This is a genomic window from Amycolatopsis sp. lyj-112 (assembly GCF_046549055.1).
Classification (GTDB): domain Bacteria; phylum Actinomycetota; class Actinomycetes; order Mycobacteriales; family Pseudonocardiaceae; genus Amycolatopsis.
In genome coordinates this window covers 568,128-593,119 of record NZ_JAJPWS010000003.1, presented here as the reverse complement: position 1 = coordinate 593,119, position 24,992 = coordinate 568,128, and the positions used below count along the sequence as shown (strand labels likewise).

At 67.5% G+C, this 24,992-nt stretch carries 24 protein-coding genes; 12 read left to right on the top strand and 12 right to left on the bottom strand.

All coding sequences use genetic code 11. The features are described from left to right. Positions 1-5: 5 nt before the first annotated feature. Entirely contained in the window at positions 6-1,268 is a 1,263-nt protein-coding gene (locus ACLJRL_RS14875) for a DUF222 domain-containing protein (RefSeq protein WP_410656709.1), read from the top strand. Between the two features lie 54 nt (positions 1,269-1,322). On the opposite strand, the gene ACLJRL_RS14870 is transcribed toward ACLJRL_RS14875, so the two are convergent. The 4 genes from ACLJRL_RS14870 to ACLJRL_RS14855 are packed head-to-tail and all read right to left on the bottom strand — an operon-like array spanning position 1,323 to position 4,389. Beyond that, entirely contained in the window at positions 1,323-2,078 is a 756-nt protein-coding gene (locus ACLJRL_RS14870; protein WP_410656708.1) for an ESX secretion-associated protein EspG, read from the bottom strand. 24 nt (positions 2,079-2,102) lie between these two features. Further along, positions 2,103-3,365: a hypothetical protein gene (locus tag ACLJRL_RS14865; RefSeq protein ID WP_410656707.1), complete on the bottom strand. Its 1,263-nt coding sequence runs from the start codon at positions 3,363-3,365 to the stop codon at positions 2,103-2,105. Beyond that, a complete protein-coding gene (locus tag ACLJRL_RS14860; protein WP_410656706.1) occupies positions 3,365-3,973 on the bottom strand; it encodes a DUF3558 domain-containing protein in 609 nt (202 codons plus the stop codon). Before ACLJRL_RS14860 ends, ACLJRL_RS14865 begins: the two co-directional genes overlap by 1 nt. After that, positions 3,973-4,389 (bottom strand): hypothetical protein, encoded by a 417-nt coding sequence (locus tag ACLJRL_RS14855; RefSeq protein WP_410656705.1) that lies wholly within the window; start codon positions 4,387-4,389, stop codon positions 3,973-3,975. The genes ACLJRL_RS14860 and ACLJRL_RS14855 overlap by 1 nt, the downstream gene beginning before the upstream one ends. Positions 4,390-4,709: 320 nt before the next feature. On the opposite strand from ACLJRL_RS14855, the gene ACLJRL_RS14850 reads away from it, so the two are divergent. The 3 genes from ACLJRL_RS14850 to ACLJRL_RS14840 are packed head-to-tail and all read left to right on the top strand — an operon-like array spanning position 4,710 to position 7,798. Next, positions 4,710-5,843, top strand: coding sequence for a hypothetical protein (locus tag ACLJRL_RS14850; protein ID WP_410656704.1), 1,134 nt, complete (start codon positions 4,710-4,712; stop codon positions 5,841-5,843). 30 nt (positions 5,844-5,873) lie between these two features. After that, positions 5,874-7,061 carry an AAA family ATPase gene (locus tag ACLJRL_RS14845; RefSeq protein ID WP_410656703.1) on the top strand — a complete coding sequence of 396 codons (1,188 nt, stop codon included), beginning with the start codon at positions 5,874-5,876 and terminating at the stop codon, positions 7,059-7,061. Further along, positions 7,058-7,798, top strand: coding sequence for an HNH endonuclease (locus ACLJRL_RS14840; protein ID WP_410656702.1), 741 nt, complete (start codon positions 7,058-7,060; stop codon positions 7,796-7,798). The genes ACLJRL_RS14845 and ACLJRL_RS14840 overlap by 4 nt, the downstream gene beginning before the upstream one ends. On the opposite strand, the gene ACLJRL_RS14835 is transcribed toward ACLJRL_RS14840, so the two are convergent. Together ACLJRL_RS14835 and ACLJRL_RS14830 are read right to left on the bottom strand one after the other, a co-directional pair. Beyond that, a complete protein-coding gene (locus tag ACLJRL_RS14835; RefSeq protein ID WP_410656701.1) occupies positions 7,774-8,424 on the bottom strand; it encodes an SRPBCC family protein in 651 nt (216 codons plus the stop codon). The two genes, ACLJRL_RS14840 and ACLJRL_RS14835, sit on opposite strands and share 25 nt — an antisense overlap. A gap of 113 nt (positions 8,425-8,537) precedes the next feature. After that, positions 8,538-9,197, bottom strand: coding sequence for a hypothetical protein (locus ACLJRL_RS14830; protein WP_410656700.1), 660 nt, complete (start codon positions 9,195-9,197; stop codon positions 8,538-8,540). A gap of 180 nt (positions 9,198-9,377) precedes the next feature. Here ACLJRL_RS14830 and ACLJRL_RS14825 point away from each other — a divergent pair, with 180 nt between their 5' ends. Further along, complete coding sequence (locus ACLJRL_RS14825; RefSeq protein WP_410656699.1) at positions 9,378-9,686, top strand: DUF6204 family protein; 309 nt, start codon at positions 9,378-9,380, stop codon at positions 9,684-9,686. A 12-nt stretch (positions 9,687-9,698) separates the two neighbouring features. On the opposite strand, the gene ACLJRL_RS14820 is transcribed toward ACLJRL_RS14825, so the two are convergent. Continuing rightward, positions 9,699-10,784 (bottom strand): Fic family protein, encoded by a 1,086-nt coding sequence (locus tag ACLJRL_RS14820; RefSeq protein ID WP_410656698.1) that lies wholly within the window; start codon positions 10,782-10,784, stop codon positions 9,699-9,701. 315 nt (positions 10,785-11,099) lie between these two features. Here ACLJRL_RS14820 and ACLJRL_RS14815 point away from each other — a divergent pair, with 315 nt between their 5' ends. Further along, positions 11,100-12,125, top strand: a complete 1,026-nt coding sequence (locus ACLJRL_RS14815) for a polyprenyl synthetase family protein (RefSeq protein ID WP_410656930.1) — start codon at positions 11,100-11,102, stop codon at positions 12,123-12,125. Between the two features lie 15 nt (positions 12,126-12,140). Further along, on the top strand, positions 12,141-13,499 hold the full coding sequence (locus ACLJRL_RS14810) for a LapA family protein (protein WP_410656697.1): 1,359 nt from the start codon (positions 12,141-12,143) through the stop codon (positions 13,497-13,499). Positions 13,500-13,566: 67 nt separating this feature from the next. Here the strand turns inward: ACLJRL_RS14810 and ACLJRL_RS14805 are convergent, their stop codons facing one another. From ACLJRL_RS14805 to ACLJRL_RS14790, 4 genes are all read right to left on the bottom strand, one after another. Then, a complete protein-coding gene (locus ACLJRL_RS14805) occupies positions 13,567-14,634 on the bottom strand; it encodes a 2-oxoacid:ferredoxin oxidoreductase subunit beta (protein WP_410656696.1) in 1,068 nt (355 codons plus the stop codon). Further along, on the bottom strand, positions 14,631-16,538 hold the full coding sequence (locus ACLJRL_RS14800) for a 2-oxoacid:acceptor oxidoreductase subunit alpha (RefSeq protein WP_410656695.1): 1,908 nt from the start codon (positions 16,536-16,538) through the stop codon (positions 14,631-14,633). The genes ACLJRL_RS14805 and ACLJRL_RS14800 overlap by 4 nt, the downstream gene beginning before the upstream one ends. Positions 16,539-16,825: 287 nt before the next feature. Further along, positions 16,826-17,578: an enoyl-CoA hydratase gene (locus ACLJRL_RS14795; RefSeq protein WP_410656694.1), complete on the bottom strand. Its 753-nt coding sequence runs from the start codon at positions 17,576-17,578 to the stop codon at positions 16,826-16,828. A gap of 13 nt (positions 17,579-17,591) precedes the next feature. Then, entirely contained in the window at positions 17,592-18,038 is a 447-nt protein-coding gene (locus ACLJRL_RS14790) for an Lrp/AsnC family transcriptional regulator (RefSeq protein WP_410656693.1), read from the bottom strand. A 73-nt stretch (positions 18,039-18,111) separates the two neighbouring features. Between ACLJRL_RS14790 and ddaH the strand changes: the two genes are divergently transcribed. The 3 genes from ddaH to ACLJRL_RS14775 all read left to right on the top strand — a co-directional run bounded on the left by ddaH (position 18,112) and on the right by ACLJRL_RS14775 (position 20,511). Further along, positions 18,112-18,954 carry a dimethylargininase gene (gene ddaH, locus ACLJRL_RS14785; RefSeq protein ID WP_410656692.1) on the top strand — a complete coding sequence of 281 codons (843 nt, stop codon included), beginning with the start codon at positions 18,112-18,114 and terminating at the stop codon, positions 18,952-18,954. A 91-nt stretch (positions 18,955-19,045) separates the two neighbouring features. After that, positions 19,046-19,702, top strand: coding sequence for a polysaccharide deacetylase family protein (locus ACLJRL_RS14780; RefSeq protein WP_410656691.1), 657 nt, complete (start codon positions 19,046-19,048; stop codon positions 19,700-19,702). A gap of 125 nt (positions 19,703-19,827) precedes the next feature. Then, a complete protein-coding gene (locus tag ACLJRL_RS14775) occupies positions 19,828-20,511 on the top strand; it encodes a glycoside hydrolase family 75 protein (protein WP_410656690.1) in 684 nt (227 codons plus the stop codon). 63 nt (positions 20,512-20,574) lie between these two features. On the opposite strand, the gene ACLJRL_RS14770 is transcribed toward ACLJRL_RS14775, so the two are convergent. Further along, complete coding sequence (locus ACLJRL_RS14770) at positions 20,575-21,972, bottom strand: hypothetical protein (protein WP_410656689.1); 1,398 nt, start codon at positions 21,970-21,972, stop codon at positions 20,575-20,577. Between the two features lie 437 nt (positions 21,973-22,409). Between ACLJRL_RS14770 and ACLJRL_RS14765 the strand changes: the two genes are divergently transcribed. Next, complete coding sequence (locus ACLJRL_RS14765) at positions 22,410-23,726, top strand: nucleotide sugar dehydrogenase (RefSeq protein WP_410656688.1); 1,317 nt, start codon at positions 22,410-22,412, stop codon at positions 23,724-23,726. Next, entirely contained in the window at positions 23,707-24,903 is a 1,197-nt protein-coding gene (locus tag ACLJRL_RS14760; RefSeq protein ID WP_410656687.1) for a glycosyltransferase family 4 protein, read from the top strand. The genes ACLJRL_RS14765 and ACLJRL_RS14760 overlap by 20 nt, the downstream gene beginning before the upstream one ends. The last annotated feature ends 89 nt before the right edge of the window (positions 24,904-24,992 follow it).

Genomic DNA, 24,992 nt, shown 5'->3' with positions numbered 1-24,992 from the left:
GAGGGGTGTCCGAGACCTCCGTTCTTCCCCAGCTGCCGCAGGAGTTGTGGCGTGTCGGGAAACTGGAGCTCGCTCACGGAGTGACTGAGACGTTGACGCTGATGCGTGCCGCGTCCGCTGTACTGGGCACCTATCTTGCGGAGATCGAATCCCGCGGCGCGAAAGACTTGTACGGGTATGCGAGCACGAAAATGTGGTTTGCGGATGTTGCGCGGATCGCTCCCGCCGACGCGAAGAAACTCGTGGATCGTGCGGTGGCGCTGCACCCGACCCGCGCACTCGACGGCACCGAAGTTCCGGCACTCGCACCCGCCACCGCTGTCGCGGCGGCAGAAGGCGCGGTCGGAGAGCAGCACATCGACCAGATCATCGGAGTGTTGAAGAAGATCCCCGCCCACGTCACGGTCGAGAACCGTGATGCCGCCGAGAAGATCCTCGCTGATCTCGCTCGTGACGGAGGGCCTTCACAGATCGCGCGGGCTGAGGCAGGTTTGATGGCGTGGCTGGATCCGGACGGTGCAGAGCCGAAGGATCCCGAACCCGTCCAGCCTCGTCGCGAGTTGAGAGTGCACCGCCGCAAAGACGGGTACTGGAAAATCACCGGCCTGCTCGACGACGAAGCAGGCGCCCGAACCATGGCGGCGATTGAGGCCTACGCGAAACCCCGCCCTGTCGACGACTTCGGCCAAGCCGATCTCCGGACCGTCTGGGAACGCCAGGGCGACGCCTGGGTAGATCTACTGGACCTGGCGATCGCGAGCCCGGACCAGCCCGGCACCTGCGGCTACCGGACGATGGTGCACGTCTTGATCGGCTTCGAGGAACTGAAGACCGGGCTCGGCACCGCGAGTGTGGACTTCGTGGGTGAGATGACGGCTCGTGAGGCACGCATGGCTGCCTGCGACTGCTTGATGCTGCCGATCGTGATGAGTGCCGCCGGTGAACCTTTGGATGTGGGGCGGATCAAGCGGTTCGTCACCCCAGGGCAGCGGAAAGCCTTGAACGCGCGTGATCGGGGCTGTTCGTTCCCTGGGTGTCTGCGGAGACCGAAGCGCTGTCACGCCCACCATATTCACCACTGGGCAGACGGTGGCCTCACCGACTTGTGCAATATGTGCCTGCTCTGCAGCTTTCATCACCGCCTGATTCATCACGGTGATTGGGAGGTCCGGATGGCCGTGGATGGGCTGCCGGAGTTCATTCCGCCGCAATATCTGGATCCGTTACGACAGCCGAGGCGAAACACGCTGCACCCCACTCTCGTCTGACCCGAGGAGCCCGCCAGCCACACCGGCGACGGGCTCCTCGGCATGCCTCGGTCTCTAGTGGTCGAGGCATGCCCGCAACGCGGCGACTTTTTGGGCCAGCAGAGTGGGTTCGCCGGGCAGGACGGTGATGTACCGGTTCCTCTGCGGGCCAGTCACGTGCATGGCCACCCGTCCGGCGTCGATGTCCAGGTAGGTCAGGTCGTCGGTGGCTTCGGTGCGTCTTCCACCGTCGGGATGCTTGGCCGCGGCGATGAAGCCGACGCCGAAGTAGGGCTGATCGAAGACCTCGTCCAGCCGCCGCGCGTCCCGGCTTCGTGACTCGGCTTCGTCGTCATAGAGGGCACTCCCGCCGCCGGGCTTGAAGTCGCCCTGGGGCAAGGAGAACGGCGCGAAACGCGCCGCCGGGTACTCCGGCAGGTTCAGCACGAGCGCGGCCGCGCGGTCGTCGGTCCGCACGCTCTTCAGCCACACGCGGCCACCCTGGCAGATCGCGGTCACTGCGGCACGCCCGCGCACAGCGACGAGCACGCCGTACTGTTCGGCTTCCGTCCGCACCGTCGCGTAGTACTCGGTGTTCGGCCGGTCGAGGATGTGCAGGACGTCCTCGAAATCACTCGTCAACCGTGCGCCCGCGGTGAATCCGAGCCCGCCGAGTTCCTCGAACGCCGCCCTGTCCTCGCCGCCACGCGACGACGGCGGGATGTACCGCAGGCCGCCCGCGAAGATCAGATGCGGATCTCCGCGGCCGGCGTGGCGGAACGCGGTCAGCAAGGTGTCGAGCGTGATCTCGACCGGGCGCCCGAGCACCACATTTTCCTCCCCTGGAACGTGGTGCTACCGGTTCGGCTTCTTCTCGCCGATCACCGGCGGCATCGGTTTTTCGATGTAGCCGCCGAAAGTCTCTTCGGGATCCGGGTTCTGGAGGTAGTCCGGAGCCTTCTTCTCCTTGTCCTCCTCGCCCTTCCCCTTGGCCGCGCCGGGCGCCATCGGCATCCCGTTCGCCCCACCACGGCCGCCGGCCCCGGCCGTTCCCGCTGTGCCTCGGCCGCCCATCGCCTCACCCGGTCGCCCAGCGCCGCTCTGGCCTCCCATGCCGGGCTGACCGGCGCCGCCGGAGCCGGGGCCGCCGGGGACGCCGCCTCGGTACCCGCCGCCCGGCATTCCTGGAGACCTGCCGCCGGTGCCCGGTCCGCCTGTGCCTGGTCCGCCGGTTCCCGGGCCGAACGGGCCGTACCCGGGCGGGAAGGAGCCGGGCTGGTTCAGAGGATTGCCCGGCTTGCCGTTCGGTCCGAAGTCGAGATTCGCCGCCGGCGGCACGACCGGGTTGACCTGGGGCGGGGTGTACGAGTTCGCGCGGGTTCCGTCGTCGGGCGGCGGAACGTGCGTACCCGGCTGGACCTGATGAGGACCGCCTTGCTGCGGACCGCTCACGCCAGGACCACCGGTACCCGGACCGCTGGGACCACCGGGTCCGCCCGGCCCGCGGTACGGCTCGCCGATTCCGGGGCCGCGTTCACCGGAATCGTCGCCGAAGCCCTTGGCCGACGGCTTTCCAGAGCTGCCGTCATCCATCGTGATGGTGCCGCCGGGGTCGTTCAGCTGCGCGTACTGGGCGGGCAGTTCGTCGCCGTTGGCGGTGCTGGCCGAGTGGTAGCCCGCGAAGGTGTCGATGTTGTGCTGGCTGTCGGCCTGGTAGCCCTTGACCTTGTCCCAGTAACCGCCGTTGCCTTCGAGGACACCCGCGACGTCCTCGGCCGTGGGAGCGGGCTGCTCCGGCGGAACGGGTTTGACGGAGTTCTTCGCCGTGCCGAACGCGTCCATCTGGGAGTTCATGGCCGTTTGAGCCCTGGCCAGATGCATCGCGTCGTCCATTGCTGCCTCTACGACCGGCTTCGTCGCGTCGGCGGCCGCACCGCCGGACGCGCCTTGCCAACCGGCCATGCTCTTCTGGCTGAGCGCGGTGATCCGCTGTGCGCGTTCGTGGTGCCGTTCGGTCAGGTTGTAGGCGGAACGCTGGGCGTCGGAGAGTGAGCCGGTGCCTTCGCCGCCGGTGATCTGCTCGTAAATTTGGGCAGCGGTGAGTGGTCCTTCTTCCATCAGTTGCCCCCGCGAACTGTGGCCAAGACCCTGATCGCCGCTTCGCGCGCGGCGGCACAGGGATCCTTCTTGCCGATGTTGGCTTCCGACTGTTCGAGCGAGATGCCGATGGTCTCGATGTCGCTCGTTCCCAGCGCCACAGAACAGCGGCCCTTGCTGGCTCGCTCGTCTCTAGTGTCATAGGCAGTTACTGGATAGCCGTCGATGGGCTGAAGCGGTTCGACGAGTTGGTAGGCGTGCCCCTTAGCCGCGTAAACGCTAGCGGTGCCGCTGTCGTGCATGTTGCTGAAGAGCACGTCCACGATAGGTCGCACGGCCGAAGGTAGGGACCACATACAGGCAGGCCCCGCCGCACCCTCCCGCGCCTTGGTTTCCAGCTGCGGACCGAGGAGTTCCTTAGCCTGGGTGTCGGTGAGGGCATCGCAAGGTGCCTGTTTGAACCGTGCCAGGTCGATCGGGTCGGCGACCTTAGGGGCGTCAGGAGCCGAATTCGATGGGCTCGGGCTCGTTCCACCGCTGGCGGGTGTGGGTGTGCCGTTGGTGGTCGGAGTGGAGCACGCGGAGAGAACGAGAGCGGCCGCGCTAAGGACAAGGATGGTGCGACGCATCAGGCGATGCCCTTCGGCTGCTGGTTGATGACTGCGGTGGCGTGGTCTTCCGCCGTGGCGTACTTGCCGAGAGCGGCCACGTACTTGTTGGCCATGTTCTCGCAGTAGGCGATGCGCTGGTCGAGGGCTTCCTCGAGCGCGGTGCCGGACTGCTGGGTGATCTCGGCGTTGCCCCCGCTGGCGAACTCCAGCCCCGGCGGCCGGGCCAGGGCGATCCTCCTGGCATCACTGAGGTCCCCCAGGTACTCCTTGGCCAGGCCGCGCCACTCCTTCACCAGGTCGTGAAGGGTCGCCTCGTCGTACTTGAACCCCGCGCCCTCAGCGACAGGCGTGCCGTACGAGCCGCCGGACGGACGGAAACCGGTGACCGCGTTCCAGTCGAGCCCGGGCTCATAGGTCGGCTGGCCCTCAGGCATCGGTATTCACCCCGGATGCCTCGAACCGATCCCCGCTGACTGGGCGAAGCCGCCCTGAAGTCACCGTCGTCATATGCCCCTCCCGTGGCTACAAGGTGCACTACCCCGATACACCCTGCGTAATCCGACGCCGGGAAGATTACCAGGGTTCCCGAGCGCGCGAGCACGTCCGCATAAAGATCCGTTCCCCGCTGAATAGCGATCGGGAACCTGGTGACCATCCGTGAAAACCGATCGTGTGAATGCACCGCGAAAGCCAAGGTTCTGCCTGGTCGGTGCCACCAAGAGTTCGCATACTCCGCGTAATGAGGTTTCGAAGAGTGATTCTCGTTGCACTACTGGCCGGGCTGTCGGCGGCTTGTACGGATTCCGTGGCGACGAGCCCGCCGCAACCGTCGTATTCGAAGTGGCAGCCGAAACAACCGCGTCCCGCCGATCGTGACGAACGGGCCGTGGACGGCGCGCTGGCCGCACTCGACTTCTGCGAGCTGATCGACCTGGCCGTCTACGCGCTCCATCAGCCGCTCGACGCGACCCAGGCATCGCTGCAAGCCGAGGTGAAGGACGGCAAGAAGCAGTGCACGCTCTACCGCGATGGCTACGAGGACATCCTCGACGTGCGCGACGTGGACCCGAATCACGCCGCGCTCCGGGACGACGGTGCCGTCATCGACCTGGGCGGGGTGAAGGGCTACCAGGTCGAAACCCGTCGTGAGGGTGCGGTCAGCGGCTGCAAGATCACGGTGCCGGTCAGCTTCCGGCGCGCGATCGGTTTCGAACTCGGGCTCCAGAGCCGGAGCAAGGACTGCGCGCTCCTCGGTGACTTCGCCGCCGCCGGGGCCGCCAAACTCTCCCGCGATCTCGTCTACCCGCCGGACGGCCAGGACAGCGGCCGCGTCGGGGCCTGCGCGAACTGGGTCTCCGACAGCAAGGGGGACAACTGCGATCCGGCCGTCGACGCACAGGTGCCCACGGGTGCCGGGCAGATCCTCGCGGCGGGTGCGGCCGACCCGAACTTCGAATGCGCGGTGTTCCACGGCGCGGTCAAGAAGGTCTTCGGACCGGACTTCGCGCCGATCGCCACGCCGGGCTCCTGCTACTTCGTCGAACCACGACATCGGCTTCAGATCGAGGCCGGGGCCACCGCGAACGGCGGCGCGCCGGGGGAGTGGCTCGCGGATCCGAACGGGACCTTCAAGGACCACAGGCAAACGTCGTTGAGTGGAAACCCCGGAGTCACGTTCCGCTCGAAGGACGACCGCGAGTTCTCCCTTTACGTCTCACCGCTCGGAAATCTCGACTCGCGTGGCCATGTCCGGCTGCGGATTTCGCCCCAGCGAGAGCGGGGGATCGACGACTGGGAGCGCTCGAAGGTGGTCTCGGCCGTGGACGTCGCGCGGGCGCACGCCGTGATGGAACTGGTGATGGCCACCCACTTTCCGACGGACCGGTGAGCGCCACCTCGTCGTCGTAAGCTTTCGGGCATGTACATCGAGCGGGTCCGGCTGGAGAACATCCGCGGTTTCCGCGGTGCCCGCACCGTCGATCTCCGGCTGCCCGGGCCGGGCTGGGTGGTGCTCGCAGGGCGCAACGGCTCGGGCAAGACGTCGTTGCTGCGCGCCATCGCGGTCGCGGCGGCCCCGGACGTCGCCTGGGGCCTGCTGTCCGACGCGGGAAGCTGGATCTCGACCGATCAGACGTCCGGGTCGATCCAGCTGTCGGTGATGCGCGAGGAGGGCCCGGCGCCGGTCGAGGTCCGCTGGCTCGACTCCGGGCTGCTGCCGATCTCCGGGCTTCCGCCGGGGCAGCCGTTCTGTGCCGCGTACGGGCCGTTTCGGCGGCTCGCGGGCGGCAGCGGCGAGGCCGAGTCGTGGATGCGCGGCGCGGGGTCGCTGGCGCGGATGGCCAGCCTGTTCCACGAAGACGCCTCGCTCGCGGAGGGTGTCAACTGGCTGATCACTCAGCATCTCCGTGCTCTGGAAGGAAAAGCGGGCGCTCGCGAACTCAAGGACGCGGCGCTGGAGATCCTCGGCGACGGCCTCCTGCCCTCCGGCTACCGGATCCAGGACGTCGACTCGGACGGCCTCTGGGTCGAATACCGCGGCGAGAGGTTCCCGTTGCGCGAGATGAGCGACGGCTACCGCACGGTGACCGCGCTCGTCGTCGACCTGCTCAAGCAACTCGACAACGCCGGGCTCGATCACGAGAGCCCCGGCGTCGTGATCATCGACGAGGTGGACGCGCATCTCCACGTGTCGTGGCAGAAACGCATGGGGTCGTGGTTCAAGGCGCATTTCCCGCGGATCCAGTTCATCGTCACCACGCACAGTCCTTATGTGTGTCAGGCGGCGGATCCCGGCGGGCTCATCCGGCTTTCCGGTCCGGACGAGGAAGTTCCGCCGCGGGTGGTCTCCGACGAGCTGTACGAACGGGTCGTGTTCGGCACCGGGGACGACGCCGTGCTTTCCGATCTCTTCGGCCTGGAAACGCCTTATTCGCCGCGGGCGGTCGAATTGCGGGAACACCTCGCGGAACTCGAGTTCCAGGTGGCGTCCGGGCGGGCCGACGCGAACGACGTCCGGGAATGGGAGCGCCTGCGGGACAGGCTGAGCAGTTCGCCACCGAGCCGGGTCGACGAGGTGGCCAGGCGGTTCGAGGCCGACGATCGGTGATCGGGATCCGCCGGATCGCGCTGCCGGGGCGGGTGGTGGCCGATCTCGAAGAGCTGACCGATCGGATTCCGGCCGGTGACAGCAAAGAAGCGCGTCGGCTGTGGCGGGTTTCCCGTGCCGTACGGCGTTCTTTACGTGAAGGCCTGGACGTCATGGCCTCCGGACGCGGCTACTGCATGTACTGCGGCGACGAGCTCGGGTCCACTGTGGACCATTTCGAGCCGATCGCGCGGAATCCGCGGCGCGCGTTCGATTGGCTCAACCACGTGCTCGCCTGCGAGTACTGCAACAGCCACCACAAACGGGATCTGTTCCCGGTGGACGCCCACGGGAACGTTCTGCTGATCGACCCGACCGTCGAGGATCCGCTGGAGCATCTGTTCCTGGTGCTGTCGATCGGCACCTACCGGGCGCTGACCGCAAAGGGCGAACAGACGATCAAGGTGTGCGGGCTGAACCGGGCCCAGCTGGCGCGCGGGCGGGAGACGGCGGTCAACCAGGTGAGCGCGCTGGTCACCGGCTGGTGGAACGCGCGCGAACGGGGCGACGAGGTGAAGCGGCGCGCGATGATCTGGACCCTGCTCGACCAGCCGCACGCCGACGTCCTCCACGCGATGCTCCGGCAGGCGGGGATGCCGGGCGCGCGTGCCGTGTTCCGGGCGGACGACGTGCTCATCGGCCTGCTGCGCGCCCCGGAACTCACCGAAGATCTTCAGCACTCCGGCGAAGCTGTGTAAGCGGCGAGAGTCGCGTCGGCGCGAGTACGGGCGCTGACCGCGTCGGTGCCATTGGAGACGTCGGCCTCGTACCAGCCCTCGCTGCTGAGGGTCATGAACCGGACGCCTTCTTCGCTCGTCGTCCATTCCATGGCCGCCGCCGGGTCGTTGGTCTCGCCGGTCTCGAGGTGTATAGCGAGGGCGTTCAGCATCATGTCCCAGCCGACGCCGACCGCGCCCGGGCCGTACTGCTTCCAGTGCTCGTTCGGGTGGGCGGTGTGGTCGAGTTCGAACCGCGTGCGCCCGTCGGGTTCGGCGCTCAGCCGGACCTCGATCCAGCTGACGTCGCCGCCGTACTCCCAGGTCGCGGCGAAGCTCTTCGGCGGATCGCACCGCTCGACCGTCCCGCCCGCATTGCCTTCGAGCTGGTACTTGCCGCCGGCGCGCAGTTCGCCGCTCACCGGCAGGAACCAGCGCGGGATGCGTTCGGCGTTGGTGCAGGCGTCCCAGAGGTCGTCGAGGTCGGTGTCGTAGACCTGGCTGACCGTGAGTGTCACTGCCTCTGATGTAACTGCCTCACCGGCCTCGAGCACGCGTCCGCCCAGCTTGCGCTGGACGGAGCTGATCTGGCTGGTCACGTCGACCATGGAAGTCCTCCTCGGCTCGGCTGCCGCCAAGATATCAGCGAAGGCTTATATAAGCCAGAACAGAAAAGGGGCGCCCGGGATGATCCCGAACGCCCCTTTCCCCGGCATGCCGACTACGGAGTGGGGGAGCAGGCCGTGCGCCCGAGGATCACCTCGCCGGTGATGTTCGAGGCCGGGGCGAACTTGATCCGCAGCATCGTCAGCCCGATGCTGCCGTCGCCGGGCAACGTCTGCTCGTTGAAGATCGCTTCGGCGAGCAGGGTCCCGTCGGACTTGGTGATCGGCTTGACGTAGCCCACCGGCACCGGCGACGGCAGTGTGCCGAGTCCGGTCGCCCCGCCGTACGTCCAGGTCGCGTTGGTGGTGTTCTGCGTCGCCGAGCAGCTGACCGCGTAGGTCCTGATCTTGATTCGCGGCCCCCTCGACGTGACCAGCGCTGACAGTTCGAAGTCGTTGCCCTTGGCTTCGGACTTCGTCGTGGTCACGTCGTTCGCCGGGTCGACCACGGTGGTCGTGCAGGTCGAGGTGCCGCCACCGAACGTGATCCCGGTCTTCGAAACGACCCCGGACGAGTTGGTCGTCGGTCCCTCGACCGCGCACTCGCCGAGCGACGCGATGGAGATCGGCGTCGCGCTGCCCTTGGTGAAGGCCGCGGAACCGAGCGACGCGACGCCCGCGGGGTTCGATGCGGCGGCCGGCGACACTCCGACGCCGAGACCGACCAGTAGCAGCGTGCCGACCAGGCCGGCCCGACTTGCGATGGTGATGCGCATTCACTTCCTCCTTACGCGATGGAGAGCGAGCCGGATCGGCCGTTCTTCCCTTTGTGATCACTATCTGCGTGTCGGATTCGCCCGTTGCGTGCGTGACGGTCGTTTCACTCGACCGTGGATCATGGACACTCGTTGGATATTCGGGTTCGTATCCGGATGCAGGTCTGTATATTCGGCCGTATGCCGACCTATCGCGTCCTCGTCAACGGCAAGTTCGACCACCCCGACGCCGAGACCCGCGCCCGGCTCATGGCTGGGCTCGGTCACCACCAGGCGTTGGGCTTCACCGAGGAGGGCCTGCTGACCTACAGCGCGCACCTCGGCGGGTTCACGTTCCGCATCACGTTGCCGGGCGAGGAAGAGCGCGCCGTGCTCGACGAGGCCGAGCTGAAGGTGATGGAGTTGCTGGACGCGAAGGGGTATCCCTATCGCGACGTGGCGGGCAAGGCGACCTGCATGGACGACATCAAGGTCCGGCGCCGTCCGTGAAGGCCTCGGATGTCATGCAGGTCGGTCGCCGTCCAGGGTCCGGAGGATCTCTTTGGCCAGGAAGAGTCGCACGCGGCCGCTCGACCGGATCTCCGTAAGTACTCCCGCGTCGACCAGCTTGAGCACATTCTGAGTTGCGGCCCGGTGGGTGATCCCGAGGACGTCCGCGGCCCGGTTGATCGTCATCGCGGGCGTCTCGAACAGCGCGTCCACCAGTCGCGGGAGCAGACTCGAAGTGCGTGCGGAAGTCGCCCGTGTCCGATGCTCCTGCCGGAGCGCGTGGAGGGACACGGCGCGGTTGCGCGCGTCGATCGCCTGGTTCTCCAGTACTTCGAGGAAGAAATGGATCCAGCCGGTCCAGTCTCCTTGTGTGCTGACCGCGAGCAGGCGGGCGTAGTACTCGTCACGCCGTGGTTCCAGGTATGCCGAAAGGTCGAGGAGCGGCGCCGGCAGGAGACCCCATTCGACGAGGAGCAGAGTCACCAGAAGCCTGCCGACCCGGCCGTTGCCGTCGATGAACGGGTGGATGGCCTCGAACTGGTAGTGAAGGCAGGCGATCGTGATCAGCGGCGGTAGTGCGTGGTCTGCGTGCAGGTACTTCTCGAAGGCGTCGAGACACTCCCAGAGTCGCTCCGGCGGCGGCGGAACGTAGGTCGCGGTATCCAGAACGCAGCCGGGTGGTCCGATCCAGTTCTGCGACCGGCGGAATTCGCCAGGTGTGGCGTATCCGCCGCGGACCCCGGTCAGCAGGACTTCGTGAGCTTCGCGGAGCAAGGGAAGACTCAGTGGCAGCCTGCGTTCGGGCGCGAGCACGTGCCCCAGTGCGGTGACGTAGTTGAGCACCTCCTCGACGTCGGAGCCCTGCTTGGAGGCGGTCGGCTGCAATTCGAAGAGCACGAGGTCGGACATGGTCGCTTCCGTGCCTTCGATCCGGCTGGAAAGCACGGCTTCGCGCCGCATCATCGAGTGGACCAGGAAGGCGGCGCTAGGCAGGGTCCGACCGATTCCCGCGAGCTCTCCGACGGCCCGGTCGGCGGCGGAAAGAGCGCCCGCCAGGCGCAGGTCGAACTCGACGTCGGGCGGCAGGGGAGGGGGCACGAAAGCGTGGTAGCCGCGATCCGTGCGAACGATATGCGTCTTCTGTCGATCAGAGACCGCTTCAGTGCGCATTGATACTTACCTACCCCGATCCTTCCTTTGTGATACCTAAAGCCTTAAAAGTATCATAGTGGGCGTGCAGTGCTACTTAGCTGCGCCTCGCGACAGCTCCGGAGCCGGTGTCACGGGCGGTAAACGGGCACTGTCATGTTCATCACCGTTTCCCCTGGACAGCGCGTCAACAGGCCCGAGCGGGTAGCCACTACGCTGGAAGCAACCCCGAACGGTGTCAAAGAGAGCGGAGCCGACGTGTCTGTGTCTTCACCTGCCCCAGGTGGTGCCATCGAGGACCTGCGCGCGTCCGTGGGACTCCAGATCGCCGACGAGCAGCTTCTGCGCACTCTCGCGACCGGTCTCGCCGATGTCGAGACCCTGCTTCGCGAGGTCGTCCGCAGTGACGTCAAGGCGGTCGAGGACGCCGCTTCGCACCTGGTCGAGGCGGGGGGCAAACGTTTCCGTCCGTTGTTCACGCTGCTGTCGTCCCAGTTCGGGCCGAAGCAGGGCGACCAGGTGGTCATCGCGGCCGCCGCGGTCGAGCTGGTGCACCTCGCGACGCTGTACCACGACGACGTGATGGACGAGGCGACGATGCGCCGCGGCGCGGAGAGCGTCAACGCGCGCTGGGACAACACCATCGCGATCCTGACCGGCGACTTCCTGTTCGCGCACGCTTCGCGGCTGGTCGCCGACCTCGGCACCGACGCGGCCCGGATCATCGCCGAGACCTTCGGCGAGCTGGTCACCGGCCAGATGCGCGAGACGGTCGGCCCGGCCGACGGCGACGACGCGGTCGAGCACTACCTCCAGGTCATCGCCCAGAAGACCGGTTCGCTGATCGCCACCTCCGGCCGCTTCGGCGGGATGATGTCCGGCGCCGCCGATGAGCACATCGACGCGCTTCGCCGCTTCGGCGACATCATCGGCACGGCGTTCCAGATCTCCGACGACGTCATCGACATCGCGTCGGCCTCGGACGAGCTCGGCAAGGCGCAGGGCACCGACCTGCGCGAAGGCGTCCGCACGTTGCCGATGCTGTACGCGCTGGCCGACCCGGCCACCGACCCGCGTCTGGTGGAGCTGCTGTCCGGCCCGATCTCCGACGACGGGCTCGTCGCCGAGGCCCTGGACCTGCTGCGGGCTTCGTCCGGACTCGAACGGGCACGCGAAACTCTTTCCGACTACGCTCGGCGGGCGCGTTCCGAGCTCGCGGCGCTGCCCGCGTCTTCCGCGCGGGATGCCTGCGAATCGGTCGCCGACTACCTGGTCGCGCGAACGCATTAACAAGGGGCAAGAGAGATGTCCATTTTCGGACAGGTTTGGCTGTGGAGTCTGCTGGCGTTCGTCGTCGGCGCGCTGCTCACCTGGCTGGTACTGGTGCTTCCCGCGCGCAAGCGCATCCGTGAGCTCGAGAGCTCGCTGGCCACCGCGCACGCCGAGACGTCGCGTGTGCCGGCCGGGGTGACCTTCGGCGCGGGTGCCGCGGCCGCCGCGGGCGGGACGACGTACTTCACGAAGCCGCCGTCCCACGACGACGAACTGGACGAAGAGTTCGCGGCCGCCGAGGCGCCGCCCGCCTACCCCGAGACGCTGGCCGAGCACGAGCCCGCGCCGCGGTGGTCCGAGCCGGTCGAGGAGCACGCTCCGGAGCCCGTCCGGGACACCTACGAGGACGTCGTCGGGGAGACAGCGCCCGAGCCGGTGCACACTCCGCTTGAGACGCGGACCTTCGAACCCGCTTTCGAACCTGAAGCGGAGTACGAGGCCGAGTACCGCACCGCGCCCGAAGCGGAGCCGGAGCCTGATCTGGAGCCCGCCGCGGCCGAGCGGACGCAGTACATCCCGGCTGCCGTGCTGGAGCCGGAACCCGAGCCTGAGCCGGAGAACCCGTACGTCTCCGCCGCGACCGAGTACCTCCAGCCGGCGTCGCAGCTGGACGTCGAGCCGGAACCCGAGCCGGAACCCGCGCCTGAGCCGCTGCCCGGTGAGGGTGCGTACCGCTCCCGCCTGGAGATCCAGCTGGACCCGGAAGGCGTCGAGACGCAGCCCGAGCCGGTTTCGCTCTTCCATCCCGCGTCACGCGTGGACACGGAGCAGCCTGCCGTCGAGACCAACTGGTTCGAGCGGGAAGAAGAGCTGCAGGAGCCGCCCGCGTACGCCTTCGGTTCCGACGAAGAGGCGCAGGCCGGTCTCCTCGACTCGACGCCCGAGACGCCCGCCGAGGCCACCCAGATCCTGCCCAAGCGCACGCCGCGGGGCACGGTTCGCGGCGGTTTCGAGCCGCCGCAGCCGATCCAGCCGTCGATGCGGGCGATCGAACGCCGTGAGCCGGACCTGTCCGGCGGGCAGAGCGGTTCGCTGTTCGAGCCCGCCGTCCAGCCGGGCGACGCGATGCCCGCGCCGGAACCCCCGCCCGCACGGGACGCGGCGGCGGGGGCATCGACAGTGGAGTCGGTGCCGCCGGGCCCGTTCGGTCCCGGTTCCGCGATGCCGCGGCCGGGTGGTGGCCGTCCCGCCGACGACTTCGCGGTCAAGGCCAGCGTGACGGCTCTGCGGTACTGCACCGACGATTCGGCCCAGTTCCCCAAGATGGTCGCCGAGGTCTGGTTCCGCTCCGCCGCCGACGCGGAACGGGTCGGTTTCCGCCCACTCGGCTGAGAAACGCTATGAACGACTCGTTACTCGCAAAATTTGCAAGTAACGAGTCGTTCATAGCGTCCGGGAGCTAGCTGACGACGGTCCAGGTGTCCTTGCCGCGTAGCAGGGACTGAAGGTTCGGCGCCTTGGCGGCGCGGGCCTCGTCGACCTGGGCGCGTGCCTGGTCGTCGTAGGTGGGCCGCTCGACCTGCCGCAGGATGCCGGTCGGCACGTGGTTCAGGTTCTGGTCGCCGATCCGCGACAGCGCGAACGAGTAGGCCGTGTCCTCGATCGTCGGGTCGTGCACGACGAGGTTCTCCTCGCCGATGTTCGCGACCTTCCCGACTTCGAGGCCGCCCCAGCCGCCGCTGGTGACGCCGAATTCGCCCTGCGGCCCGAACTTGATCGGCTCGCCCGCCCGCAGCGGGATGAGCCGGGACGCGGCCTCGTCCTTGTCCTTGAGCACGTCGAACGCGCCGTCGTTGAAGATCGGGCAGTTCTGGTAGATCTCCACCAGCGCCGACCCGCGGTGCTTCGCGGCGGCCTCCAGCACCTCGGTCAGGCCCTTCTTGTCCGAGTCGAGCGCGCGGCCCACGAACGACGCCTCGGCGCCGATCGCCAGCGAGAGCGGGTTGAACGGGGTGTCGACCGAGCCCATCGGAGTGGACTTGGTGACCATGCCCTGCCCGGACGTCGGCGAGTACTGGCCCTTGGTGAGGCCGTAGACCCGGTTGTTGAACAGCAGGATCTTGATGTTCACGTTGCGCCGCAACGCGTGGATCAGGTGGTTACCGCCGATGGAGAGCGCGTCGCCGTCACCGGTGACCACCCACACCGAAAGGTCCGGTCGCGCGGTCGCGAGCCCGGTCGCGATCGACGGCGCGCGGCCGTGGATCGAGTGCATGCCGTAGGTGTTCAGGTAGTACGGGAACCGGGACGAACAGCCGATACCCGAGATGAACACGATGTTCTCGCGCTTGAGGCCGAGCGTCGGCAGGAACGACTGGACGGCGTTGAGCACGACATAGTCGCCGCAGCCGGGGCACCAGCGGACCTCCTGGTCCGACTTGTAGTCCTTCGCCTTCTGCGGTTCGGTTTCGGTCGGCACAAGGTCTAAGCCGCCGAGAGTGGGAAGCCCCAGATCGATCGCGGTCACTTCGTCGCCTCCGTACTGGTGATGATCTCCGTGAACACGCCTTGCAGCTCTTCGGCCTTGAAGGGCAGTCCGGCGACCTTCGTGTACGACTTCACGTCCACGAGGTACTTCGCCCTCAAGAGCATCGAAAGCTGGCCGAGATTCATTTCCGGAACGACCACGGTGTCGTACGAACGGAGTACATCGCCGAGGTTGCCGGGGAACGGGTTGAGGTGCCGCAGGTGCGCCTGCGCGATCGGCAGGCCCTCCTTGCGGACCCGGCGGCACGCGGCGCCGATCGGCCCGTAGGACGAGCCCCAGCCGAGCGCGAGGATCCGCGCCTTGCCGCCGCTCGGGTCGTCGACGACCAGGTCGGGGACGTCGATCCCGTCGATCTTGGCCTGCCGCAGGCGGACCATTTTCTCGTGGTTGTCCGGCTCGTAGGAGATGTGGCCGGTCTTGTCGGCTTTCTCGAGTCCGCCGATGCGGTGCTGCAGACCGGCCGCGCCCGGGATCGCCCAGGCGCGGGCGAGGGTTTCAGGGTCGCGTACATAAGGCCAGAATTCCCCGGAACCGTCTTCGGCATTCGGCTCGGTGGCGAATTCCACCCGCAGGTCCGGCAGCGTCTCGACATCCGGGATCAGCCACGGCTCGGAGCCGTTCGCGATCGCGCCGTCGGAGAGCACGAAGACCGGCGTGCGGTACTTCAGCGCAATCCGGGTGGCCTCCAGCGCCGCGTCGAAGCAGTCCGCGGGCGACAGCGGCGCGATGATCGGCACCGGGGATTCGCCGTTGCGGCCGAACATCGCCTGCAGCAGGTCGGCCTGCTCGGTCTTGGTCGGCAGACCGGTGGACGGGCCGCCGCGCTGGACGTCGATCACGACCAGCGGCAGTTCCGTCATCACCGCGAGGCCGATGGCTTCGGACTTCAGCGCGACACCGGGTCCCGACGTCGAGGTGACGCCCAGCGCTCCGCCGTAGGAGGCGCCGAGAGCCGCGCCGATACCGGCGATCTCGTCCTCGGCCTGGAAGGTGAGGATGCCGTAGTTCTTGTGCTTGGACAGCTCGTGCAGGACGTCCGACGCCGGGGTGATCGGGTACGTGCCCAGCAGGATCTGCAGGCCGGACTGCTGCCCGGCGGCGACGAGCCCGTACGCCAGCGCGGTGTTCCCGGTGATCTGCCGGTAGGTGCCCTGGTTCAGCTTCGCGGGCGCGACCTCGTACGTCGTCGCGAACGACTCGGTCGTCTCGCCGTAGTTCCAGCCGGCGCGGAAGGCCAGGATGTTGGCCTCGGCGATGTCGGACTTCTTCGCGAACTTCTCGCGCAGGAACCGTTCGGTGCCTTCAGTCGGCCGGTGGTACATCCAGGAGAGCAGGCCCAGCGCGAACATGTTCTTCGCGCGTTCGGCGTCCTTTTTGGACAGTCCGGTCTCGGCGAGCGCGCCGCGGGTCAGCGTCGACATGGCGACCCGGTGCACCTGATAGGCCGAAAGGGTGTCGTCGTCGAGCGGGTCGTGCTCGAAGCCGACCTTGACCAGGTTCCGCTTCGTGAACTCGTCGGTGTTGAGGATGATGGTCCCGCCGGACGGGACGTCGGCGAAGTTCGCCTTCAGTGCCGCGGGGTTCATCGCGACCAGGACGTCCGGCCGGTCGCCCGGCGTCAGGATGTCGTAGTCGGCGAAATGCACCTGGAAGCTCGAGACGCCGGGGATGGTGCCCTGTGGCGCGCGGATCTCCGCGGGGAAGTTCGGCATGGTGGACAGGTCGTTGCCGAAGGCGGCCGCCTCCGAGGTGAACCTGTCGCCCGTCAGCTGCATGCCGTCACCGGAGTCGCCGGCGAACCGGATGACCACCCGATCCAGTTTGGCGATCTCAGTGGGCCTGACGGCCGACAAGGAACCGTTGCCGTTCTCACTCGTGCTCATAGGTCAGGGAATCCCTCTCTCCCGACTGCGTCGTCCCCGGCAGTGCCGGGAATCGGAGTGCCTCGCCCGGCGATGTCGGCCAGGTCACAGGTGCCCTGTTCCGAGGCTAGTCCCCGGCACGGGTACCCGGTTGTCCCGAGTACGGCGCTGACCTACTTCTCGAGTGTCCTGGCTCGTCGCTGAGCGGGGTTTTCCGGTTTATGTGTTACCGATGGTAACGGCTAAGGACGCGGCTCGATTGTGAGCCGTATCTCGTTCCAGGATAGAGAAGTCTCCTGGAGGACCGGTCAGTGGCCGCTGATTCTCGCTTTGAGGCGAGCGAGCCGTTCGGTGAAGGCGGGTGCGGTGAGTGACGTCAGCTGCGGCGCGATCTCGGCGTCGACGGCGGCCGAATGGTCGGTCAGCGCGGCCGTGTGCCGGAGGGTGCGTTTCGTCGCGAGGAGGACGTCGCGAGGAGCGTCGACGGCGGGTTGTGCCAGCTCACGGGCGGCATCGAGGAGATCTCCGTCGACGAGCCGGAGCGCGAGCCCGGCTTCTACGGCGGCTTCGGCGCCGACGACTTCGCCGAAGAGTGTCATCGCGGCGGCCCGCTGGGGGCCGACGAGGCGCTGGATCATCCACGTCATCCCGCCGCCGGGGTGCACGCCGAGTTCCAGAAATCTGGCCACGAACTTGGCCTTCGGTCCCACGATGCGGACGTCCGCGGCCAGTGCGAGGTTCAGGCCGGCGCCCACCGCGGCCCCGCCGACCGCCGCGATCGTCGGCAGCGAGCACCTGGCGACCGAGAGGAAGCCGTCGTAGATCGCGCGGAGGCCGTCCTCCTTCGCCGCCGAGAGCGTGTCGAGGTCCGCGCCCGCACAGAACGCCGGCGGCGCGCCGGTGATGATCACCGCGTGGACGCTCTCGTCGGCTTCGGCGCGTGCGACGGCGTCGGCCAGCTGGGCGGACAGGTCGAGGGTCAGGGCGTTGCGTGTCGCGGGGGCGTCGATGGTGAGCAGGGCGACGCCGCCGTCATGGCTGGAGCGGATCTGATCGGTCACGACTCCGAGGGTTTCACGCCTCGGGGGTCGGCGGACGTTCCAGCAGCCGGGAAAGGACGACGGTGGACACCGTGCGGTCCACGATCTCCAGCCCGCGCAGCCGTTCCAGCGCGGTCTCCAGATGGTGGATGTCGGCCGCGCGCAGGTGGACGATCGCGTCCGCCGCACCGGAGACGGTGTAGGCCGCGACGACCTCCGGCAGCGGCTCCAGGCGGGCGCGGATCCGGGCCGGGGTGATGTTGCCGTGGCAGGTGACCTCGACGAACGCCTCGGTTCCCCAGCCCAGCGCCTCGGGATCGACGACCGCGGTGAAGCCTCGCAGGACGCCGGTTTCGAGCAGTCTGTCGACCCGCCGCTTCACCGCGGGCGCGGACAGGCCGACGACTTTTCCGATGTCGGCGTAGCTGGACCTCGCGTTGGCCATCAGACATGAAACGATTCGCTGGTCGATGGTGTTCACACGCAATGTTTAGCAGGTATATGCGCAGCGAACAGCGATTGATTGCGAATTAGGTGAGCCTTACCCTTCGTGTATGCCGGTACTAGAGCAGCCCCGTGTGCCCACGACGCGCCGCTACCTCATGTGCCCGCCGCGGTACTTCGCGGTGGATTACGTCATCAACCCCTGGATGGACCCGTCCGTCGGAGTCAGTGTCGCCACCGCGATGGCGCAGTGGACCGAACTCCGGGACACCTACCGCCGCCTCGGCCACACGGTCGAGGAGATCGACGCCCGGCCCGGCCTGCCCGACATGGTGTTCGCCGCCAACTCCGGCACCGTCGTCGACGGCCGTGTCCTCGGCTCCCGGTTCCGCGCTCCGCAGCGCGCCGCCGAGGCCGAGCACTTCCGCCGCTGGTTCGTCGAGCACGGCTACCGCGACATCACCATGCCGGAGAAGATCAACGAGGCCGAGGGCGACTTCGCCTGGACCGGCAAGGTCCTGCTCGCCGGCACCGGTTTCCGGACCGACCCGGCCGCGCACGCCGAGGCGCAGGAGGTCCTCGGGGTTCCCGTCGTCTCGCTGCGGCTGATCGACCCGAGCTACTACCACCTCGACACCGCGCTCTTCGTGCTCGCCGAGGCCACCGACACCACGTCCGCTCAGATCGCCTACTACCCGGCGGCGTTCTCGGCCGGGTCGCGGAAGGTGCTCGAGCGGATGTTCCCGGACGCGGTAATCGCGAACAAGGCCGACGCGGAGTGCTTTGGCCTGAACGGGGTTTCCGACGGCCGCAACGTCGTCCTCCCGGTCGAAGCCACCGAACTGGCGGTACGGCTCGCCGAACGTGGCTACGAACCCGTCTTCGTCGACATTTCCGAACTCCGGAAGGCGGGCGGCGGCCCGAAGTGCTGCACTTTGGAGATTCGTAAGTAATCCATTAGTGGACACCTTGCTCGATCATGTAACTGCTCCATTCGCCAACGCGATTAATCGGGAAACACACTCGGTCCCGAATGAGGCGCGGATGGTGATCCTGGCGATTGGCGGCGTGGGCAGGCCGGTGCGCGCGCTGGACCCGGGGGAGGACGAGACCTGGGTGACCGTCGAGCAGCTGGAGCGGGTGCTGGACGCGGTGACCGGGCGTGAAGACGTCCGGCTCACCTTCGACGACGGCAACTCTTCGGATGTCGAGATCGCGCTGCCCCGGCTGGTGGAACGCGATCTCACGGCGGAGTTCTTCCCGCTGGCCGGCCGCATCGGCCAGCGGGGCTTCATCGACGCCGCCGGTCTCCGCCGTCTCGTCGAGGCCGGGATGTCGATCGGTTCGCACGGCTGGGAGCACCACGACTGGCGGCGGCTCGACGGCCGGCTCGCCCGGCGGGAACTCGAAGCGGCGCCGAAGCTGCTCGCGGAACTGAGCGGCAAACCGGTCCAGGCGTACGCGCCACCGTTCGGTGCTTACGACCGCCGGCTACTGAGCCGGCTGCGGCGTTCCGGCGCGACGCGGGTCTACACGACCGAAGGCGGTCTCGCGTCCCGGGACGGCTGGCTGCAGCCGCGGACGGAGCTTCGCCACGACGTCGATCAGGAATGGATCGACGCCGTGCTCGGTGAACGGGACGGCCTGTACCGCCGAGCGGGACGGTTCCTGTCGCGGGTCGCCAGGCTTGCCCAGATTTGACCGATTTTCGTTGCGTAGTGGGAAAACAACACCCCGTCAGCCCTTGAGTCACCTCGTGTGCGGCGGCATCCTGAGTGCCCTCGGTTCAGGTAAGGAAGTTTTACTTACAAAAGGGGTCGTCAGATATGCGGAAGTTGCTCCTGCTCTCGACGATGATGTTGGCCGCAGGACTCGCCCCGGCGGCGATGGCCGCTGCTGCACCCGCCGGTGACGTCTCCATCCAGGCGGGCCCGACGGCGCAGCAGTTGCTCGCGAAAATGAGCGGCTGCAAGCAGATCTCGAACGGCAAGTACAAGACCGACAGCGAGACCGGCCGGACCGTCCCGGTCTGCGACGCCAACGGCGCCGTGTTCTGGAAAGCCGACATGGACATCGACTGCGACGGGCAGCCGACCGCGCGATGCAACAAGGACACCGACCCGTGGTTCCAGCCCGACACCGCTTTCCCGCGGTCCGACGGCAAGGCGCTGGTCGCCGACCAGACGCCCTACATCGTCGTGCCGAGCGTCAGCGGCACCTGGAACTTCGGGAACTCCGGCCTGAAAGGCGCCGGCTCGTGCGCGGTCATCTACAACAACAAGGTGCTGTACACCGTCATCGGTGACACCGGCCCGAACGACATCATCGGCGAAGCGTCCTACGCGACCGCGAAGTCGCTGGGCATCAACCCGGACCCGGCGAACGGCGGCGTCGACTCCGGCGTGACTTACGTCTGCTTCAAGAACTCGAAGGTTTCGCCGATCGAGGACCACGGGAAGGCGACCTCCGTCGGCGAGGGACTGGCGACGAAGTTCGTCCAGAACAACTGAAACCGTTGTACGGCAACGGCCCCGGGAGTTTCGCTCCCGGGGCCGTCCGTCCGCTTCGGATGGTCAGCGTGGTGCCACTTGCTGGTACCAGTCACCGAGGCCGTAGGGCGGCGCGACGACGTACACAGTGGTGTCGCCGTTGTCGCCGACCGGCTGCCACGGCCCGGCTACTTGCAACCGATAGACACCGACACCGACGTTCGGGAAGGTCAGCGAACCGTTGGCGTCAGTCCTCGCGAGCGCCACGAACTTCCCGCTCTCGGTGCCCAGCGTGACGGTCGTGTTCGGCACCTGTTCGCCGGAATCCCACTGGCGATTGCCGTTCTTGTCCGTCCAGAGCCTGCCGCGGGAGTCGGCCCGCTTGCCCGGCACGGTGCCGGAAGCCGACAACACGGGCCCGGAGGTGGCGTCCATGTCCGCGGTGTAACAGGTCAGGCCTGTCCGGCCGAAGTAACTCGCCTCCGTCGGTACTTTGCCCGAAACCTGGATCTCCAGGCGCTGGCCGGGTTCGAGTACGCCCGCTTGCTTCAGCGGACTGAAGTCGCCCCACTGGGTGTTGGGGACCTTGAGGTGCTGTTCGGTGCCCGCCGGGTCGCAACCCGCCCAGAGGCCGGTGAGCCGCCGGTCGCTCGTGTTCGTGAGGACGACCGTCGCCTTCGCCGTTTCTCCTGCGGCGTAGCTCTTCTTGTCGAGAGTCGCGCTCGCCGTGAGCGCCTCGGTGAGTGGCCGGGTCGCCTTGAGTTCGACCGCGGTGTACTTCCCGGACCCGTCCAAGCGCAGGTTCGGGCTGGTCGGTTTCACCCAGCCGCCCGGGAAATCGCCGATGTTCAGCCAGCGGACGCCCGCGGGAACCGTTTCGAACGTGAAGTGCCCCGTCGAGTCGGTGGTCGTCGTGAGTTCGCCCGGCCCGGTATACAGCCGGATCGGCACTCCGGCCAGGCTTTCGCCCGGGGAAGGAAGGCCGTTGTGGTCCGCGTCGCCGTAAAGATGTCCCCCGACGCGGTCGGTGGTGCCCTGCTGGACCACGTCGACCCGGACCTCAGAGGTGTTGTCGGCCTCGTTCGCGTCGGCCGAGCCCCTTACCCGTAGCTCGAAGATCGAATCGTTGCCGAGGTCGCCGACACTGCCGAGCAGCCGGTACATCCGGGTCTGCCCGGGATCGAAAGTGGCCCCCGCTCCCTGTGCGTCCAGGTCGCCCCACTGGTCCGGCCTGACGTAGAAGGACGGGCCGGAGGTCATCGTGAGCACGCCTTTGACCGCTTCCGCCTTCGTGTCGCCGACGTTGGTGATCGTCAGGTCGAGCGGGACGTTCTCGTTCTGCAGCCAAGGCCCTTCCGGGAGCGTCACGGTCACCTTGAGATCCGGCCCGACGGCCGCGTTCGCGGGCACGGCGGTCGCCAGCCCGGCGAGCGTGAAGGCCGCGGTCAGCGCCCCGATCGCGCGCAGCGATGTTCTTCGCATGGTGTTTCCCCCAGTCCCGCCTGACGCGCACCCGTCCGTAACGGACGCCCCCAGGCGATCGTTGACGGTTCGAACCTAAAGTCCGGATCTCTCGAGCGACCAGAGCGGAACATTCCGGTGCCGTGACCGGGCAACCGTACGGGCGTCTTGGACGTGCACCACCCCGTGTCGTCCGGCTAGACACGCTCGCCGTCCGTCTGGACACGCGTGTCGTCCCTGCAGTCACGCGTAACCGCCGCCCGCGCACCGGCCATCACTCACGACCCGCCTCGAGATCGAGACGAAACCCTTACGCCTGTCCTGTAGCGTTTCGGACCCCTCGAACGATGAGGTGGATCCCTTGCGCGGCAGGGATTCCGCCGAATGCAGGGAGTCGGTAACGAACCCCGGCCCTTCGCCGACCAACGGTCAGCGGAATGCGGCTGGAGGAATTCGTCATGAAGATCAGTGTCTTCGGGCTCGGTTACGTCGGTTGTGTGTCGGCGGCGTGCCTTGCCGGGCGCGGGCACGAGGTCGTCGGGGTGGACGTGAACCCGGTGAAGATCGACCTCATCTCCAGCGGCAAGGCGCCGGTGGTGGAGGAGCGCATCGGTGAACTGACCGCCGAGGTCGTCGCCAGCGGTGCGTTGAGAGCCACGACCGACGTCGGGGAGGCGATCGCGGAAAGCGATGTCTCCCTGATCTGCGTCGGTACCCCGTCGTCGCCCAACGGCAGCCTGTCGACGGCGTTCCTCGAGCGCGTGGCGGAGGAGATCGGCGAGGCGATCAAGACCAAGACCCGAAGACACACCGTCGTCTTCCGCAGCACGATGCTCCCGGGAACCTGCCTCGACCTGCTGGTCCCGATCCTCGAGAAGTCCTCCGGCCTCACCGCCGGCGCCGACTTCGGTGTCGCGGTGAACCCCGAGTTCCTGCGCGAGGGCAGCAGCGTCAAGGACTTCTTCGACCCGCCCAAGACCGTCATCGGCGAGCTCGACGCGGCCAGTGGCGACGTCGTCGCGGCGCTCTACGAGGGGCTGCCCGGCGAGGTCTTCCGCGTCGCGATCCCGGTCGCCGAGATGACGAAGTACGCCGACAACTCGTTCCACGGGCTCAAGATCGGTTTCGCGAACGAACTCGGCGCCATCTGCCGGGCGCTGGGGCTCGACTCGCACAAGGTGATCGACGTCTTCCTGGCCGATCGCAAGCTCAACATCAGCCCCGCCTACCTCCGGCCCGGGTTCGCCTTCGGCGGCTCCTGCCTCCCCAAGGATCTGCGCGGCCTGGTCTACGCCGCGCACCGGGCGGACGTCGCGGTCCCGATCCTGGCGCACGTGCTGCCGTCCAACGAGGAGCACCTGCAGCGTGCGCTCGACCTGGTCGTGCGCAGCGGTAAGCGGAAGGTCGGGCTGTTCGGCCTGTCCTTCAAACCCGGCACCGACGACCTCCGTGAGAGCCCGCTCGTCGAACTCGCGGAGCGCCTGCTCGGCAAGGGTTACGAACTTCGCATCTACGACGCCAACGTCAGCCTTTCCCGGCTGATGGGCGCCAACCGCGAGTACATCGAGGGCAGGCTGCCGCACCTCGGCCAGCTGCTGGCCGGGTCCATCGACGAAGTCCTCGACCACGCCGAGGTCTGCCTCATCGGCTGCAACGACCCGGACGTCCTCGCGGCGCTCCCGGCGGGCGGCGGCCGCTCCATCATCGATCTCATCCGCGTACCCGATGCCGACCGGCGCCGGGCTGAAGAGGGATATGTCGGTCTTGCCTGGTAAAGCGCTGATCCTCGTCGAGAACCTGTCCGTTCCCTTCGATCGCCGTGTCTGGCAGGAATGCACCACCTTGCGCGACGCCGGGTGGGATGTCCACGTCATCTGTCCACAAGGGACCAAACGCGACACCGAGGCCGAAGTCACCATCGACGGCGTCCACATCCTGCGGTACCCGCTGAAGGCCGCCACCGGCGGTCCGGCCGGGTACGTCCAGGAGTACGGCTCCGCGCTGTGGCACACGCTCCGGCTCGCCCGCAAGGTCGCGCGCGGCGGCAAGATCGACGTCGTGCACGCCTGCAACCCGCCGGACATGCTGTTCCTGGTCGCGTTGTACTTCAAGCGCCAGGGCGCGAAGTTCATCTTCGACCAGCACGATCTCTGCCCCGAGCTGTACCTCTCGCGGTTCGACCGCGGCGAGGACCTCCTCTACCGCGCCGTCTGCGCGCTGGAGCGCCGGACGTACAAGACGGCGAACGTCGTCATCGCGACCAACGAGAGCTACAAGGACGTCGCCGTGAAACGCGGCGGCAAGTCGCCGGACGACGTCTTCGTCGTGCGCAGCGCGCCGGTGGTCGAGCGGTTCCAGCAGGTCGAGGTCGAGCCCGAGCTGAAGAAGGGCAAGCCGCACCTACTGGCCTACCTAGGCGTGATGGGCCCGCAGGACGGCGTCGACTATGCCTTGCGTGCGCTGGCTTCCCTGCGTGACGAGGTCGGCCGCACCGACTGGCACGCGGTGTTCATCGGTTCCGGGGACGCCTTCGACGCCATGGTGGCGTTGTCCAAGGAACTCAAGCTGGACGACCAGGTCGAGTTCACCGGCCGGATCTCCGACGAAGACCTGCTGCGCTACCTGTCCGCGGCCGACGTGTGCCTTTCGCCCGACCCTCTGAATCCGCTCAACGACGTGTCGACCATGAACAAGATCATGGAGTACATGGCGATGAGCCGTCCGATCGTCTCCTTCGAGCTGCGCGAAGCGCGCGTCTCCGCCGGAGAGGCCGCGCTCTACGCGCCGGCCAACGACGAACCCGAGTTCGCGAAGCTGATCGCGCACCTGCTGGACTCGCCGGCCGAGCGGGAAAAGATGGGTGAGCTGGGCCGGGCCCGCGTGGCCGGGGAGCTCTCCTGGGAGAACTCCCAGAAAGCCCTGCTCGCGGCCTATGCGGCGGCGGTTCGTTGATCGATTTCCCGGTCGCGTTTTGAACAAGACTCGGGCAATCCTGTAACCAACGCCGTGGCCGGTCCGACGGGGTTTGTGATACGCCATCT